This window comes from Ekhidna sp. ABH4_415, assembly GCF_056161305.1.
In genome coordinates this window covers 376,322-393,367 of the sequence record NZ_JBSWYW010000001.1, presented here as the reverse complement: position 1 = coordinate 393,367, position 17,046 = coordinate 376,322, and the positions used below count along the sequence as shown (strand labels likewise).

General features: G+C 42.4%; 11 protein-coding genes. 7 read left to right on the top strand and 4 right to left on the bottom strand.

Annotated features, from left to right (window positions below):
* The first annotated feature begins 83 nt into the window (after positions 1 to 83).
* From queG to ACXAH9_RS01710, 5 genes are all read left to right on the top strand, one after another.
* On the top strand, positions 84 to 1,010 hold the full coding sequence (queG, locus tag ACXAH9_RS01730) for a tRNA epoxyqueuosine(34) reductase QueG (protein ID WP_474893162.1): 927 nt from the start codon (positions 84 to 86) through the stop codon (positions 1,008 to 1,010).
* Between the two features lie 15 nt (positions 1,011 to 1,025).
* Positions 1,026 to 1,628: a trimeric intracellular cation channel family protein gene (locus ACXAH9_RS01725; RefSeq protein ID WP_474893161.1), complete on the top strand. Its 603-nt coding sequence runs from the start codon at positions 1,026 to 1,028 to the stop codon at positions 1,626 to 1,628.
* A 46-nt stretch (positions 1,629 to 1,674) separates the two neighbouring features.
* Positions 1,675 to 3,792, top strand: coding sequence for a M3 family metallopeptidase (locus ACXAH9_RS01720; protein WP_474893160.1), 2,118 nt, complete (start codon positions 1,675 to 1,677; stop codon positions 3,790 to 3,792).
* Positions 3,793 to 4,020: 228 nt separating this feature from the next.
* A complete protein-coding gene (locus ACXAH9_RS01715; RefSeq protein WP_474893159.1) occupies positions 4,021 to 6,465 on the top strand; it encodes a zinc-dependent metalloprotease in 2,445 nt (814 codons plus the stop codon).
* Positions 6,466 to 6,554: 89 nt separating this feature from the next.
* The gene (locus ACXAH9_RS01710) at positions 6,555 to 7,049 is read left to right on the top strand and encodes a phosphoglycerate mutase family protein (protein WP_474893158.1); all 495 of its coding nucleotides are present in this window, start codon (positions 6,555 to 6,557) and stop codon (positions 7,047 to 7,049) included.
* Positions 7,050 to 7,114: 65 nt separating this feature from the next.
* Here ACXAH9_RS01710 and ACXAH9_RS01705 read toward each other — a convergent pair whose 3' ends face one another.
* Positions 7,115 to 8,227 carry a THUMP domain-containing class I SAM-dependent RNA methyltransferase gene (locus tag ACXAH9_RS01705; protein ID WP_474893157.1) on the bottom strand — a complete coding sequence of 371 codons (1,113 nt, stop codon included), beginning with the start codon at positions 8,225 to 8,227 and terminating at the stop codon, positions 7,115 to 7,117.
* 134 nt (positions 8,228 to 8,361) lie between these two features.
* On the opposite strand from ACXAH9_RS01705, the gene ACXAH9_RS01700 reads away from it, so the two are divergent.
* Complete coding sequence (locus ACXAH9_RS01700) at positions 8,362 to 10,665, top strand: ATP-binding protein (RefSeq protein ID WP_474893156.1); 2,304 nt, start codon at positions 8,362 to 8,364, stop codon at positions 10,663 to 10,665.
* A gap of 501 nt (positions 10,666 to 11,166) precedes the next feature.
* Here ACXAH9_RS01700 and dnaK read toward each other — a convergent pair.
* From dnaK to ACXAH9_RS01685, 3 genes are all read right to left on the bottom strand, one after another.
* On the bottom strand, positions 11,167 to 13,098 hold the full coding sequence (gene dnaK, locus ACXAH9_RS01695; RefSeq protein WP_474893155.1) for a molecular chaperone DnaK: 1,932 nt from the start codon (positions 13,096 to 13,098) through the stop codon (positions 11,167 to 11,169).
* 438 nt (positions 13,099 to 13,536) lie between these two features.
* Positions 13,537 to 13,731: a hypothetical protein gene (locus tag ACXAH9_RS01690; RefSeq protein ID WP_474893154.1), complete on the bottom strand. Its 195-nt coding sequence runs from the start codon at positions 13,729 to 13,731 to the stop codon at positions 13,537 to 13,539.
* A 4-nt stretch (positions 13,732 to 13,735) separates the two neighbouring features.
* Positions 13,736 to 15,340 carry a class I SAM-dependent methyltransferase gene (locus tag ACXAH9_RS01685; RefSeq protein ID WP_474893153.1) on the bottom strand — a complete coding sequence of 535 codons (1,605 nt, stop codon included), beginning with the start codon at positions 15,338 to 15,340 and terminating at the stop codon, positions 13,736 to 13,738.
* A 113-nt stretch (positions 15,341 to 15,453) separates the two neighbouring features.
* Here ACXAH9_RS01685 and ACXAH9_RS01680 point away from each other — a divergent pair, with 113 nt between their 5' ends.
* Positions 15,454 to 17,034, top strand: coding sequence for a peptide chain release factor 3 (locus ACXAH9_RS01680; protein ID WP_474893152.1), 1,581 nt, complete (start codon positions 15,454 to 15,456; stop codon positions 17,032 to 17,034).
* Positions 17,035 to 17,046 lie beyond the last annotated feature (12 nt).

Genomic DNA, 17,046 nt, shown 5'->3' with positions numbered 1-17,046 from the left:
AATCCTGCACAGATACTTCTAATTCTTGCACTACACTTTAAGCGCCTTCCATACAACCATTTTTTGCATACTACATTTGCTTTGTGGGTACTTTAAACCGGGAAGAATTTGTAAAGAAACTAGCCTATGATACGGGGTTTTCCTTTTGTGGCATCTCCAAAGCTGAGTTTCTGGAAGAGGAAGCTCCAAAGTTAGAAGAGTGGCTAAGTCGAGGATATCAAGGGAAAATGAGATACCTCGAAAACCATTTTGATAAACGACTGGATCCTACAAAACTGGTACCGGGTGCAAAATCAGTAGTCTCGCTGGTTTACAATTATTATCCCGAAAAAATCCACCAATCGGTGGATAAACCCAAAATTGCAAAGTACGCTTACGGACAGGATTATCACTTTGTAATAAAAGACAAGCTGAAGACCTTCATGAGTCGGATTCAAGAAGAGATAGGTGAGGTAGATGGACGTGTGTTTGTGGATTCTGCTCCTGTACATGAGCGTGCCTGGGCAGCAAAGAGTGGTTTAGGATGGGTTGGTAAAAATACATTGCTTCTTAACCGCGAGATGGGCAGCTTCTTCTTTCTGGCTGAGCTCATCATTGATCTGGAACTAGAACCTGATGGACCCATGAAAGACTATTGCGGAACATGCACAGCTTGCCAGGATGCCTGCCCAACTGGTGCCATCCCCGAACCTTATGTAGTGGATGGAAGTCGTTGCATTTCGTATTTGACCATTGAATTGAAAGATGAAATTCCCTCTGAGTTCAAAGACAACATGGAAGGCTGGGCCTTTGGGTGCGATATCTGCCAGGATGTGTGCCCCTGGAACCGATTCTCAAAATCGCATAATGAACCGGCTTTCAAGCCTCAAGGCTGGGAAGAATTTTCAAATCAGGAATGGCAAGAAATGACGAGAGAGGTATTTCAAAAAGTGTTCAAAAAATCCGCAGTTAAAAGAACCAAGTTTGAGGGACTCACAAGAAATATTCAGTTTCTAAAATCAGACACTTAGAAGTACTTTCGCCTTGTGACTATCCTCTATTTCATCGATATCGTTGGGACGATGGTATTTGCCATCTCAGGGGCACTTGCCGGTCGAGACAAGAAACTGGATTTCTTTGGTATTGCTGCTGTTGGACTTATCACCGCGATTGGTGGTGGGACCGTTCGGGATGTTCTGTTAGGCAGCACTCCTGTTGGCTGGATGAATGACCTCATGTATTTGATCATGATTGGTTCCGGTATTTTGATCTCTCTCCTGTTTGGTAAAGCTGTATTGAAACTACGCAGAACTTTCTTCATGTTCGACACCATTGGTATCGCTGTATTTACAGTCCTCGGGCTTCAAAAAGCACTGACTATTGGGGTACACCCTGTCATCGCAATCATGATGGGAATGGTGTCGGCCGTATTTGGTGGAGTAATACGTGATATTGTCTGCAATGAAATTCCCCTGATTTTTAGAAAGGAAATCTATGCGCTCACCTGTCTGTGCGGTGGCATTCTTTATGTCATACTTCAGCGATCCGGCTTGGAACAAGGCTTGAATATTCTTATCACAGTAATTTTCATTGCTTCATTCAGAATACTGGCCGTGAAATTCAAGTGGAAATTGCCGGACATTTCATGAGAGTAAAGCCTTTCACTAAATTTAACCTTCAACCAAAAACCAAAATATGAAAAAGTTCATTTATGGATTAGCTGGTTTTATTATAATCAGCTGTCAACCTCAATCTGAAAATACAGACATGCAAACAGATAATCCATTCTATCAGGAATGGGATACCCCATATGGTGTACCTCCTTTTGATCAAATCAAGGATGAGCATTACATGCAGGCCTTTGAAGACGGCATGCAGCAACAACTCGAAGAAGTTGCAGCAATTGCCAGTAATGAAGAAGAACCAACATTTGAAAACACCATTGAAGCCTTTGAGAAGTCTGGCGAACTTTTGACCAAAGTAGGTGGCGTATTCTTCAATTTGTCTTCTGCGCACACAAACGACTCCATACAAGGAATATCGCGAGTGATCAGTCCAAAACTCTCAGCTCATAGTGACAATATTTTTCTTAATGGTGATTTCTATGCACGAGTAAAAGCATTATATGACCAGCGTGAAGAACTCGGTCTTACCGTAGAACAAGCCAAACTATTGGAAAACTACCACACCCGATTCGTTCGTGCAGGTGCTGCACTAAGTACAGAAGATCAGTCGAAAATGCGTGAGTTAAACGGGCAGATGTCCTCACTTTCAGTGAAATTCGGCGAGAATGTTCTGAAAGAAGACAACAAGTTTGAGATGCTCATTGAGAATGAGGAAGATCTTGATGGTCTTTCTGATAACATCATTAATGCAGCTCGAGAAGCAGCACAGGAGAGAGGATACAATGAAGGATGGCTTTTTACCCCACACAAGCCGAGCATGATCCCATTCATCACATACTCCAACAACCGCGCACTAAGAAAACAACTAAAAGAAGGGTACATCTATCGCGGCGATAATGACGATGAGCTGGACAATAAAGAGCTGGCACGAAAGCTGTCAAACGTTAGGCTTAAGAAAGCCAACCTGCTAGGCTATGAAACGTGGGCAGATTACATCCTGGCTGAGCGTATGCTCAATTCACCCGATAAGGTTTACAACCTATTAGATAAAGTTTGGCCAGCAGCTCTGGAAGCTGCCAAGAAAGAACGTGATATGATGGCTCAAATGGCCGCCAATGAGGGGCAGAATATTGAGATCGGCCCATGGGACTGGTGGTACTATGCGGAAAAGATCAAAATGGAGCAGTACAACCTTGATGAAAATGAAATCCGTCCCTACCTAAAGGTTGACAATGTGATCAACGGTACGTTTACATTAGCCAATAAGCTTTTCGGATTGACTTTCGAAGAGCAAGATGACATCCCTAAATATCATGAGGATGTACGTACCTACACGGTAAAAAATGAAAACGGAGAATTAATCGGCATCTATCTTTCTGATTGGTTTTATCGTGGAAGCAAACGAGGCGGAGCATGGATGAACACGTTTCGTGATCAAAGCAATATGGGTGGTGAACGAGTTATTCCTATTGTGACAAACGTTGGAAACTTTACCAAACCAACGGGCGATACACCTTCACTTCTGTCTCAGGATGAAGCAAATACGTTATTTCACGAGTTTGGTCATGCATTGCATGGACTGCTTTCTGAATGCACCTACCCATCCATCTCAGGTACATCCACTCCAAGGGACTTTGTAGAGTTTCCTTCTCAGGTGATGGAAAACTGGGTGTTTGAACCGGAGATGTTAGAGTTATATGCTTTCCACTATGAAACTGGGGAAGTGATGCCGACAGAGCTTGTAGAGAAGATAAAAAATGCCGGTAAGTTCAACCAGGGTTTTTCAACAGTTGAGTACATGGCTGCAGCTTATTTAGACATGGCCTACCATACAATCACCAAGCCTATTGAAGGAGATGCTGATGCATTTGAAAAAGCGGCAATGGATGAAATCGGATTAATCGATGCGATTGTACCTCGATATAGAACCGGATATTTCAGACATGCATTCTCCAGTCCGGAAGGATATTCATCCGGATACTACAGTTACCTGAATTCTGAAGTAATGGATGCAGATGCATTCGGGGCATTCAAGGAAAACGGCCTATTCGATAAGGAGACAGCCAATGCCTACAAAGAGCACATCCTATCCAAGGGTGGCACAAGAGACGCCATGGAAATGTATGTAAACTTTAGAGGCAGAGAACCAAAATTTGAAGCAATCCTCGAAAGAAGAGGGTTTAATTAAGCTTTTTTTAACCGCAGAGTAAAACTGAGTTTCACTTATAGAACTCTGTAGTTTTAGCAAGTCGTCCTACCACTATGAGTGGTGAGACGACTTTTTTTATTGATAACGCTCAAAATGGCCTAATTTTCTTGTACTCTTCGTAGTTAAAGCCTACCGCTCAAGTAATAACTTATCCAATTCCTTCGGTTGATAGTTAAGTTGCTATTCGAAAACTAAATCTAAAAGAAGATGAGACAGACACTTGTGCTCTTAACTGCACTTACATTTTTAGGTCTATCCACAGACCTTATCGCACAAAAAAAGAAAAAAAAGAAGGGTGACGATACCGAACAGGAAGCACCTAAGAAGAAAAAGAATGGACTCAAAGACTATAGCGAAGTAATTACAGATGAGGCCATTTCGGATGAAGGTCTGATCACCTCTCATCAGGTAGGTGACGATTTCTACTTTGAAATCGCTGCGAACTTGTTGGAAAAAGAAATCCTGATCGTTTCCCGAATTGCCGGACATGTGAAGGGACTGAATTTTGGTGGAGCAGGGATGAAGTCTCGTCCACAGCAGGTAATTCGCTTTCAGAAAATGGGTGGAAAGATTTTGATGCGCTCAGTTTCTTACAACAATGTAGCAGACGAAAATGAGCCCATTTACACCTCAGTGAAAAACAACAATTTCGAACCTGTCATAGAGTCATTTTCACTCGAGACAATGAAAGAAGATTCTTCAGCATATGTGATAAAAGTAACTGACTTTTTCTCAAGCGACATCCCAATGATTGGAGGGCTGAGAGATTCTGAGCGAAAACGATTCAAAATAAAGGGTATTGACAAGTCGCGATCACTCATTACCTCAGTAAAGTCTTTCCCGGACAATGTTGAGGTTCGGCATATCCTTACTTACAAAGGGGATGAACTCCCTGCTAACGGACTCACAGAAACACTTTCTATTGAAATGAATCAGTCAATGATCTTGCTCCCTGAAGATCCGATGATTCCACGCTATCATGATGAACGTGTTGGCTTCTTTTCACTAAGACAAATAGACTACAGCTCGGACGAGCAAAAAGCAGCACAACGAAGGTTTATCACTAAATGGAGATTAGAGCCAAGCGATTGGGATGCCTACAATAAAGGAGAATTAGTTGAGCCCGTCAAACCAATTGTTTATTACATAGACCCAGCAACACCAGAAAAATGGAGAAAGTATATCAAGCAAGGAGTTGAAGACTGGCAGATAGCTTTTGAAGCAGCAGGATTCAAAAATGCGATCCTTGCTAAGGATCCTCCAAGCAAAGAAGAAGATCCGGAATGGAGTCCGGAAGATGTGAGGTACTCTGTGATTCGGTATATCGCCACAGACATTCAAAACGCCCAAGGACCTCACGTTCATGATCCGCGAACAGGTGAGATTCTAGAAAGTGACATTCTCTGGTATCACAACGTTATGAATCTGCTAAGAAACTGGTACTTCATTCAAACTGCTGCGGTAAATCCTGAAGCTCAAAAAACCAAGTTCGATGATAATTTGATGGGTGAACTCATTCGATTCGTAGCAGCCCATGAGGTGGGACACACTTTGGGATATCCTCATAACATGGGATCATCTCCTGCATACACAGTGGATCAATTGAGAGATAAAGCTTTCACCGACACCCATGGAGTTGCTCCATCCATTATGGATTATGCACGATTTAATTATGTAGCTCAGCCGGAAGACGGGATCACGAACTTTTTCCCAAGGGTTGGTGAGTATGACTTATGGGTTACTCAGTATGGTTATAAGCCAATCCCAAATGTAGACTCTCCGGATGATGAAGAAGACATCCTCAATGCGTGGATTAAGGAGAAAGGCGATGATCCAATTTACCGATATGGCCGTCAACGATGGATACCAGTTGATCCAACTGCCCAAACAGAGGACATTGGGCATGACTCCATGCTTGCAAGCGAACTAGGCATTAGAAATCTAAAGCGAATTGTAGATAAGCTGATGGATTGGACCACCGAAAAGGGTGAAAACTATGAGGAATTAGAGGAATTGTATGGTCAGGTTGTCAATCAATTCAATCGCTATAATGGACATGTGGTCTCAAATGTGGGGGGTGTTTATGAATACTACAAAACCGCCGACCAGGATGGAGCTGTCTATACACATGTGGAGAAAGACAAGCAGGAAAGAGCAGTGAAGTTCCTCAATGAACAACTTTTCGCAACGCCTAACTGGTTGGTAGATGCTGAAATTCTTGGGAGAATTCAGCAAGATGGTCTGGTAGAAAGAATGCGAAGCATCCAGGTCCGAATTCTCAACCGACTGACTATGGAAGACATGCTAATGCGTATGATAGAAAATGAGGCACTCAATGGAAATGATGCGTATTCATTGGCAGGAATGTTTACTGACATGCGACAAGGTATCTGGAGTGAACTGTATAACGGAAGAAAAATTGATACTTACCGTAGAAATCTTCAAAAGGAGCATATCAACAGACTGGGTGAGCTTATGAACCTGGAAGAGGAAAAATACGCCAACTCAGACATCCCTTCCGTAGCAATGGCCACCCTTACCAGATTGGAACGAGATGTGAAAAGTGGACTGGCTCGTCAAAATGATTCAACATCCAGATTCCATTTGCAGGATATTCAAAAACGTATTGATGCGATTTTGAATCCGAAGTAATTGATATTAAAAACTGCAGAGAAAACAGAGAATTCCTCTGAGCTCTCTGTGGTTTTTTCTTTGAGTGCTTTGTGGTTAAATTTCTGCACATGAAAAAGCTCCTCATTACTACCTTCCTTTTTGCGTATGCAATTATTTCTTTCTCGCAAGACCAAACAACGTTCATCCTTGTACGTCACGCAGAAAAAGCTGATGATGGAACCCGCAATCCACCGTTAAATGAAATGGGGAAGGAACGAGCAAACTACCTTTCTGATTTACTGAGCCGACAAGAAATAGATGGGCTCTATTCCACACCATTCAAAAGAACTATGGAAACGCTCCAACCCATTGCTGATCAGCAGGGACTTGAGATAAAGAATTACGATCCATTTGCCAAAGGGGAGTGGCTCCAGACCATTGTTGAAAAACACGGTAATGGAACCGTGATTATCTCTGGTCATTCCAACACTATTCCAGCATTGGCTAATGCACTATTGGGAGAAGAGAAATTTGAGCAATGGGATGAAAGTGATTACTCAAACCTGATCATTATTGTGGCAACCGAAGTAGGGAAAGGGAAGTTGGTGAGGTTGAAATTTTAGACCCTGAATTAAATTCAGGGTGATATATTATAAAACTAGTCATGCTGAACTTGTTTCAGCATCTATCAATACAACTCATATTTACAAAAGTCACATTCCAGCTTTCCATTATAAAGCTTAATACGCTCAGAATCTTTCAAACCAATTTGCTTCAATGCCTGCTTATTTGAGCTGATCAGCCACGCATCATAGCCAACAAAATTTTGCTTGAATGCATCTCCCATCGTTTTATAAAATTCGAGAATATCGTCTCCTATTCTCTCTCCATAGGGAGGATTGGTAATGATCATTCCCTGATCATTGATCGGCTTGAAATCCCGAAAGTCCATCGTTTTGATTTTCACTTCTCTTCTCAAACCGATTTTACCTAGTGCTTTCCTCGCAAGTGTTACCGCGCTATCATCGATATCAATACCTGTGATATCCATGCTGGGCTTTCGCATCTTGTTTTGTTCTTCTGTTTTTACATTATTGAAGAGAATAGGACTGTACTCCGGCCAGGTTCTAAAGCCGAAATCCTTCCTTTTAAGATTAGGTGCCATATTCATGGCAATCATGGCTGCCTCTGTGAGAATGGTACCACTTCCACACATCGGATCAACTAATGGTGATTTCTTATCCCAACCGGATAGCATAATCATTCCAGCTGCCAAAACCTCATTCATAGGTGCTCTGTGACCTTCTTCACGATATCCACGCTGGTTCAATGGTTCACCTGAGCTATCCATGGAAACAGTGAAATAGTCATTCGCACAGTGAATGTTAAAAAGCACATCCGGCTTATCGGTATCAATATTTGGCCGTCTTCGATATTTGTTTCGAAACTGATCCACGATCGCATCCTTGGACTTATAGCCCACATATTTTGAGTGAGTGAATATCTCAGAGAAGACCACCGTATCAATGGCGAATGTTTGATCCACATCTAAAAAATTAGACCAATCAAACTCCATCATTTTATCGTAAAGTTGTTTCTCTGTTTTCGCCTGGAAAGTATGGATAGGTACCAATATTTTCAATGCGGTCCGAAGTGCCAGGTTTGCTCGGTACAAAAAGGCCGGATTGCCCTCGCATTTAACCCCTCGGGTAATCTTTTCGATCTTCTCTCCTCCCAGTGCCTCTACCTCTTTTGCCAGAATATCCTCAAATCCGAAAAGTGTTTTGATGGTTAATTTCATAGGCTGCAAAAATACTTCTTTCAACCTTGTTGATGATCGGTCAGATCACTTCATTTCATCATTATTTCCTTCTGGATGCTAAAGAATATTTACTAAAAAAATGACTAATTCTTCCTATTGGCTTAAATTAAAGTATGCTATGGAGATCAATTGTTTGGTTTTTGATCCTACTTTCCTATGGGTTTACATTTGGCCACAGTCCCGTTTCAGGCCAACTGGATCTTTCCGATCATGATTTTTCAGATGAGCCTTCTATTTCATTAAATGGTGAATGGTTCTTCTACCCGTATCAATTTTTAGACCCTGCTAATCCTCAAGGAAAAGACCCAATAATTCTCAATGTACCTAAGCGATGGGATCAAAGTGGATTATCAGCGATGAGTTATGGCACATATACGCTCACCATATACAAAAACACAGATATCCCCATGGCTCTGAAAGTGCCTGATCTTTTTAGTGCCTACCATCTGTACGTAAATGGCGAGTTGCTAGCCAAAATGGGAACCCCTGGAAAGAATGCAGAGGAGGAAAAACCAGACAGACTCCACAACTTCGTATCGCTTGCTCACATTCAGAGTGACACCCTACAAGTGGTGATTCACATTTCCAACTTTGTTCACAGCAAGGGTGGGCTTGGTTCATCGATTACATTTGGCACACTGGAGCGGTTGATGGATAAAAAATTCATCAACGACGTGTATGATGTTTTTATGGCCGGCTGCCTGATCATGGGTGCATTTTTCTTTTTTGGACTATTCCTCTATGGCCAGCATGAGAAGATGGTACTCTACTTTTCCCTTTTTTGCTTGGTTTATGCGTACAGAATCATCGGCTGGGGTAATTATGTTTTGTATGATCTGGTGGACATGCCCTATCGCTTAGGGATGACCATCGAGTACAGTACGTTTTACCTTACCGCATTCTTCTTTTGCCTATACCTTAAGCATCTTTTTCCAAAAGACACCCCGATAAAAGTCGCCAACTTTTTCATCATGCTCTCTCTGGCTTGGGCACTGATGACATTACTACCAGTTCGCATATTTACCCAGCTAAACGATTCGTTTCTATTGCTCCTTCTTCTTGGGATGGGATTTGCCTTTTTTGTTTTTATCCGTGCCGTTTTAAGAAGAAGACGAGGAGCCGTTTTTTCTCTATACAGTACCATGGGAATCATCGTCGTTTTCTGCATGAAAACACTGGCCTACCTCAATGTGCTTGAAGAAATTTTATGGGTATCAATGCTGGGGCAGTTGGTTTTTTTCCTGTTTCAGGCACTGATACTTTCACAGCATTTTACCGAATCATGGAGACGTTCGAAAAAAGAAGCGGAAAACGCTGCAAAGTTTAAGTCTGATTTCTTGTCTATCATGAGCCATGAGATTCGAACACCGCTGAATTCTGTTATCGGAACAACATACCACCTCATTGGTGAGAAGCCGCGCAAGGATCAGTTGGAAGAACTGAATAACCTAAAAAATTCATCAGAATATCTTCTGACACTGATAAATAATGTCCTGGACTATAGCAAAATAGATGCAGGAAAACTGGAGTTGGAGCTTTCCAATGTGGAGTTAAAAACCTATTGTTTGAATATTTTCAATGTATTTAAACCTATAGCTGAAGAGAAAAAGATTGCATTCATTTTTCATTATGATAAAAAGCTCCCTGATGTTGTTCAGTTGGATAAAACACGTGTAAATCAAATCCTGACCAACCTGCTTGGAAATGCAATAAAATTTACTGAGAAAGGCAGTGTAAATTTCCATGTCTCAAAAGGATTAGCTGAAGGGTCGAAAGTGGAGGTAATCTTTAAAATAGAAGACACAGGCATAGGCATCAGCGATGACCTGATGGGTCGTATTTTCCAATCGTTTCAGCAAGGCAGCACCTCCACGACGCGTAAATATGGAGGCACTGGTCTTGGATTATCTATCACAAAACAGCTTGTAGAGCAGATGGGATCGAACATTCATCTCACCAGTGAACCCGGTAAAGGGTCTGTTTTTTACTTCTCACTGGATCTTGAAGTGAAGAAAAAAGTGGAAAGAATACGAGAAGAGGAAATTCAGAGCTTGAAAGGGTATAAGGTATTGTTAGTAGAGGATAATGAAATGAATGTTTTAATAGCGAAACGTCTATTAGAAAAATGGGAGATGGATGTGACGGTTGCAAAAAATGGAAAAGAAGCGCTCCAAATCATCGATGAGCAACCTTTTGACATAGTGTTGATGGATTTACAGATGCCCGTAATGGATGGATATGAAGCGACTAAACACCTTAGGAAAAAAGGTTTCAAGCCTCCGATTCTTGCTCTGACAGCTTCTGCCATGTTTGAGAAAGCTACCAAAATGAATAAAACAGGGTTGAACGGGGTGGTCACTAAACCATTCAACCCTCATGACCTTTTCGATGCGATTAGTAGTCACTTGAGGAAGTGACGTACGATCTGAGCGAGTGCTGGACTATAGGCTCAGGATACTTCTCTATTCTATGGAATTAGATATTTAGAGCCTCGTCCTATTTTCCATTGTGTCATGCTGACGAAGGAAGCATCTTTACATTTTAGATGTCATTCCTGAGACTGACGAAAGAAGGATTCAGGAATCTTAATTCAAAACTCAAATTGATTCAGGTATTTGTCGTACCTCTAAAACCGAAAGATAGATTTTCATATTATAGTGTTTTCGTGATTACACTTTTAAGACGATGAGATAGCGTATTCCCTTGGAAGGTTAACCGAAGGGAGACCGAGTCATGGGAATCTTGTGTAAGGAGGTGGGTTATGAGATCCCCAAGTCTCACTCCTACATCGCTTTGCAAGGGGATGCGGAAGGTACTCAAAATAAAAAAACCCTCCCCGAATTTTCGAGAAGGGTTTAATCTATATCCAGGGTAAAATCAGAGCCAAAAGCTAATCGCTAAAGGCCAGTAGCCAACAACTACTTCTTCTCCTCTTCTACCTCTTCGAATTCTACGTCAGACACATCGTCTGCAGAACCATTGTCAGCAGCACCTGCATTCGCATCCGTACCTGCAGCGCCAGCGTCAGCTCCTCCGGCTTCTTGCTGTGCGGCGTACATCTCCTGCGAAGCATTCTGCCAAGCATTGTTAAGCTCTTCCATCGCTGCGTCAATTGCAGCAAGGTCTTGCTTACCATGGGCTTCTTTCAATTTGGTCAAGCCACCTTCTATAGCTGTCTTGTTGCCTTCAGAAAGCTTTTCACCAAACTCCTTCAACTGCTTCTCTGTCTGGAAGATCAGTGAGTCAGCCTGGTTGATTTTCTCAACCTTCTCTTTGGCCTGCTTATCCGCCTCAGCATTTGCCTCCGCTTCCTGCTTCATCTTATCAATTTCCTCATCTGTCAATCCAGATGATGCCTCAATTCGGATGTTCTGCTCTTTACCCGTGCCTTTGTCTTTCGCACTTACATTCAGGATACCGTTTGCGTCAATATCGAAGGTCACTTCGATCTGAGGTACACCTCGTGGTGCTGGCGGAATGCCATCCAGGTGAAATTTACCAAGCGACTTGTTGTCTTTCGCCATTGGTCGCTCACCCTGAGTAATGTGGATCTCCACAGACGGCTGGTTGTCAGCAGCTGTCGAGAATACCTCTGACTTTTTGGTTGGTATCGTTGTATTTGCCTCGATCAATTTCGTAGCTACACCACCCATGGTCTCAATACCAAGAGAAAGTGGAGTCACGTCAAGAAGCAATACATCTTTTACCTCCCCGGTCAATACACCACCCTGGATCGCAGCACCAATCGCTACAACCTCATCAGGGTTTACACCTTTAGAAGGCTTCTTACCAAAGAACTTCTCAACTTCCTGCTGGATGATAGGAATTCGTGTAGAACCACCAACCAAGATCACTTCATCAATATCAGAAGTAGCAAGACCAGCATCTTTCAATGCAGCTTCTACCGGCTTCATGGATCGCTTGATCAAGTCATCAGCAAGCTGCTCGAACTTAGATCGAGTCAGTTTTCTCACAAGGTGCTTGGGCACTCCATCTACCGGCATGATATATGGCAAGTTGATCTCAGTCTCAGAAGAACTTGAAAGCTCAATCTTCGCTTTCTCAGCCGCTTCTTTCAGTCTTTGAAGGGCCATTGGATCTTTTCTTAGATCAATGCCTTCATCATTTTTAAATTCATCTGCCAGCCAGTTAATGATCACTGAGTCGAAATCGTCACCACCCAGGTGCACATCTCCATTGGTTGACTTCACTTCGAATACACCGTCACCTAGCTCAAGGATTGAAATATCGAATGTACCACCACCAAGGTCATACACAGCGATCTTCATATCCTGATCTTTCTTGTCAAGACCATAAGCCAAAGCCGCAGCTGTCGGCTCGTTGATGATTCGTTTTACATCGAGACCTGCAATCTGTCCAGCTTCCTTTGTCGCCTGACGCTCAGAGTCGTTGAAGTATGCAGGAACAGTAATTACTGCTTCTTTCACTTCCTGTCCAAGGAAATCTTCAGCAGTAGATTTCATTTTCTGCAAGATCATCGCAGAAATCTCCTGTGGAGTATACTTTCTGTCTCCAATTTTCACTCGCACTGTGTCGTTACTTCCTGATTCCAGACCGTAAGACACATTCTTCATTTCTTCTTTTACCTCAGAATATTTCTTACCCATGAATCGCTTCACGGAGCTCACTGTATTCTGCGGGTTGGTGATCGCCTGTCTTTTGGCTGCATCACCTACTTTTCTTTCACCTTTTCCATCTTCGAGGAATGCCACGATCGATGGTGTTGTTCTTCTTCCTTCACTGTTCTGGATCACCACCGGCTCGTTACCCTCCATCACAGAGACGCAAGAGTTGGTAGTTCCTAAGTCAATACCTATGATTTTTCCCATGTCTATGATTTATTTCTTATTCGTTTTAATTCAAGTTTCACTTTCTTTTAATCAATGGATGTGCCAAAGGAAAAATCGTGACACATTGGCAGAACCACATGGTGGCCTTTTATTATTTTTTGCCAAAATGGTGCATTAATGGCATTAATTCCCCCTTTGAAGGGGGGTGAGGTTGGATTGAGGGATTGGAGGGTGATGTTAGAGAGAACTGGCAGCTTTTCACATCTGCTGATATTCGGGCTGTACGGCTTACGTTGTGCCGCCTTCCATCCCGTCTAGGTAAACAGGTATTCACTTCGTGCTATTTTTCTCCGTATTCCATTGCGAGTGAGGTGCCAAGGAGACTTGGGAATCTTCCTGCAGGATATAACCAGATCTCCAAGTCTTGGACTCCCGTTGGTCGTCCTCCAAAGGGGATAGCGGCTTTATGAATTGAATTCAGTCCTCACCGTTATTATCATATCGCTGCTTAATCACCCGAACAATCAACAGTAATACAAACACAGCAATCATCGCAATGATGAGTGTATTTTTCACCTCCTCATGGGTAAAGCCGGTCTCACCGGAATCGATGACCTGATAGATCAGAAAACCAACCATTAGGTAGAGGACGTAGCGAAAAGATTTTCTCATGCTATTATTTTAAGTAATTAATGCTGACGGTAGCCAGTTCAGAGCTCGGAAACTTAGTGCGATGCTCAAGATCAACAGTAAGCCCCACTTCTTTGATCACTTTATCAAAACTATCTATCTCCAGAATATATTGATCTGAAAATCCGTGAGTCGCTTCATAGGCAGTACTTGCAGTTTTGCCCAGGTTGGCTGCAGTTAGCTTTGGATCCAATCCATGCAGCTCAATAACAATCAGCCCAAACTTATCAATGTAGGGTTTCCATTTATTAAAGTGAGCCTTCAAATTGGCCTCTACTTCATCATTACTGAGTAGGCGTCCTTTCGAAGCAAAGGCACCTGTGGATATACTGGTTTCTGAGATTTGCTCATCAGTGTCTTCCCACATTCTGTTGTGATCGAGGAAGGTTCGAACATTTAATAAATCTGAGAGATCCATCTCATAGTGCTCTTTAAGATCATTTGCGAGCCTTTCCGGATTTCCAATATCTCCCCATATCACCTTCGCCCACACGTCTGCATTTATTAAATTTTCTCGAGTCACTTTTAAAGCAGCCTCATTGTAATCGGCACCTACCAGGAACAACGGATACTCATCGAGCATCCTGCCTCTTTTGGTTTTATGGTATACCACATCAAAAATGTGAATCAAAAAGGCACCATTTCCACATCCCATATCCAAAATGCCTTTTGGCTGCTCATCAATGGGTTTGTTGAAAAGGTTGATTATAATATCATCCACTTTCTCAAAGTAAGCAATATGGGCACCACCACTACCCCAAACATTCATCTCACGATCCACTCCCTTCTCCTTTTCTCCTTCAGCTACTTTCAGCATTTCCGGATTTCCAAAAATCAGCTCGTCCAGATTTCGGAAGGTAGGAATATATGAAACCGTCACCCCGTAGGCAGAAGAACGTTTGGCAAAGAACAGGCCTTTCTCCGTGAATTTGTACGTAGTGTTTTTCTTTTCAAACCAACCCAGGTGCGTAAAGAAGTCGAGGATTTGCTCAAAGCTCTCCGGATCCTGATGATATTCAGCTGGGCTGAAGGACATCTCCATAAAATATTTATGAAACATTCCACCCATTCCTAGTTGAACAGTACTTGGTCCAGCCAATACCCCTTCTATATGCTTTAAGATTTGTTCCTGAACCGCCTTTTCAACAGCATCTTCTGAGAAATGAAAATAGCCATTCATGAATTTTTTCGCTATCCGATTCCATACCTCAAACGGTTCTTTTTCGAACTTGCGAGGGTGATACTGAGCAGAAAGCTTCATCAGCTCCACCACATCTCTGTAATGTAATAAATTCGCAAATGCTTTTTCACTCTTTTCATTTGTAGAAATAGTGATTTTCTGGCTTGCGTTATCCACCTGATATTCCAGCCAGCCCTGGCAGGCAATCAATCTCAAAGCGACGTTCAGATATCCATCATTGGCTTTAAATAGATCACTTAATTCTTCCAGATCGATGCTCGAAGCTTTAACGATTGGATTAAAAACTCCTTTCTGGTAAAGCTCATAAGCTACTGGTGCGATGGCTACTCCATCCAGATGTTGGAAAAGCTCACTTCTATATGCTGCGTTTCTTTTCTTTATTGATTCCATAGTGTTAAGTGGCCTGAAAATTATCTCAATTATTGCTCTTTGCAATGATTCTTTTTTGTCACTCATGACTTGCTCCTACCTATTGCCTAATTTTGCGCCTCAATTTGATCATTATGACGCTGGAGCAGGAAATAGGCAGACGTAGAACTTTTGGAATCATTGCCCACCCCGATGCGGGGAAAACTACCCTCACAGAGAAACTACTTCTATTTGGAGGAGCCATCCAAACCGCAGGAGCTGTGAAGTCTAACAAAATAGATATAGGCACTCGTTCCGACTGGATGGACATTGAGAAACAAAGAGGTATCTCAGTGGCTACTTCCGTAATGGGTTTTGAATACAAGGACTTGAAAATCAATATTCTGGATACGCCCGGTCACAAAGACTTTGCTGAAGATACCTACCGGACATTGACAGCTGTTGACAGTGTGATCATGGTGATCGACTGTGTAAAAGGTGTAGAGGAGCAAACGGAAAAGCTGATGGAAGTATGTCGTATGCGAAATACGCCTGTAATCTGCTTCATCAACAAGCTGGACCGTGAAGGGCAGGATGCTTTTACCTTGCTTGATGAAATCGAAGAAAAACTAGATATCAAAGTTCGTCCGATGAGTTGGCCGATAGGCATGGGCAAAACTTTGAGAGGTGTATATAATATCTATGAAAATAACGTCAACCTCTATGAGCCCAATAAGCAAAAGCGCGTGGATGATGTTGTTAATATCAAAGGTGTTGATGATCCGGAATTAGACAAGCGTCTCCCTGAATCGCTGGTAAAAGAACTAAGAGAAGAAATTGAGTTGGTGAACGGAGTTTATGATGAGTTTGATGAAAAAACTTACCTCAGCGGAGAGGTAGCTCCTGTTTTCTTTGGTAGTGCGGTGAATAATTTCGGGGTTCGTGAGCTCCTGGATTGCTTTACACAAATTGCTCCTCCGCCAAAACCAAGAGAAACGGAAGAACGGGAGATTAAGCCCTCTGAGAAAAAATTCTCCGGATTCATTTTTAAGATCCACGCAAACATGGATCCGAAACACCGAAACCGAATTGCATTCGTTCGGGTGTGTTCTGGAAAATTTGAACGTGGCAGCAATTACTATCATGTAAGAGACGATAAAAAAATTCGCTTTTCAAATGCCACTGCTTTTATGGCTCAGCAAAAAGAAACGGTGGAAGAAGCTTTTCCCGGAGATATAGTAGGACTTTATGATACAGGAAACCTAAAGATCGGAGATACCCTGAGTGAGGGCGAAAAAGGTCTCTATAAAGGTATTCCGTCATTCTCTCCGGAAATGTTCCGAGAGGTGATCAATATGGATGCCATGAAGTCCAAACAGCTGGACAAAGGGTTGAACCAGCTGATGGATGAAGGTTTGGCGCAGCTATTTACATTCGAATTGGGTTCGAGAAAAGTAGTAGGAACTGTGGGTGCACTCCAATTTGAAGTACTTCAACACCGCCTATTGAATGAATACGGTGCAAATGCCAAGTTTGAACCTGTTAATATATATAAAGCGTGTTGGATCAGTTCGAATGATCCTGCAAAGCTGAATGCATTCATCAAAGACAAGCAGCGGCATATTGCTAAAGACAAAGAAGGCAAACTGGTCTTCATGGCTGAATCCAAAGCATGGTTGCAGATGGTGCAGGACAATTTTCCAGATATTGAATTCCATTTTATCAGCGAATTTTAACAAGCGTGCCGC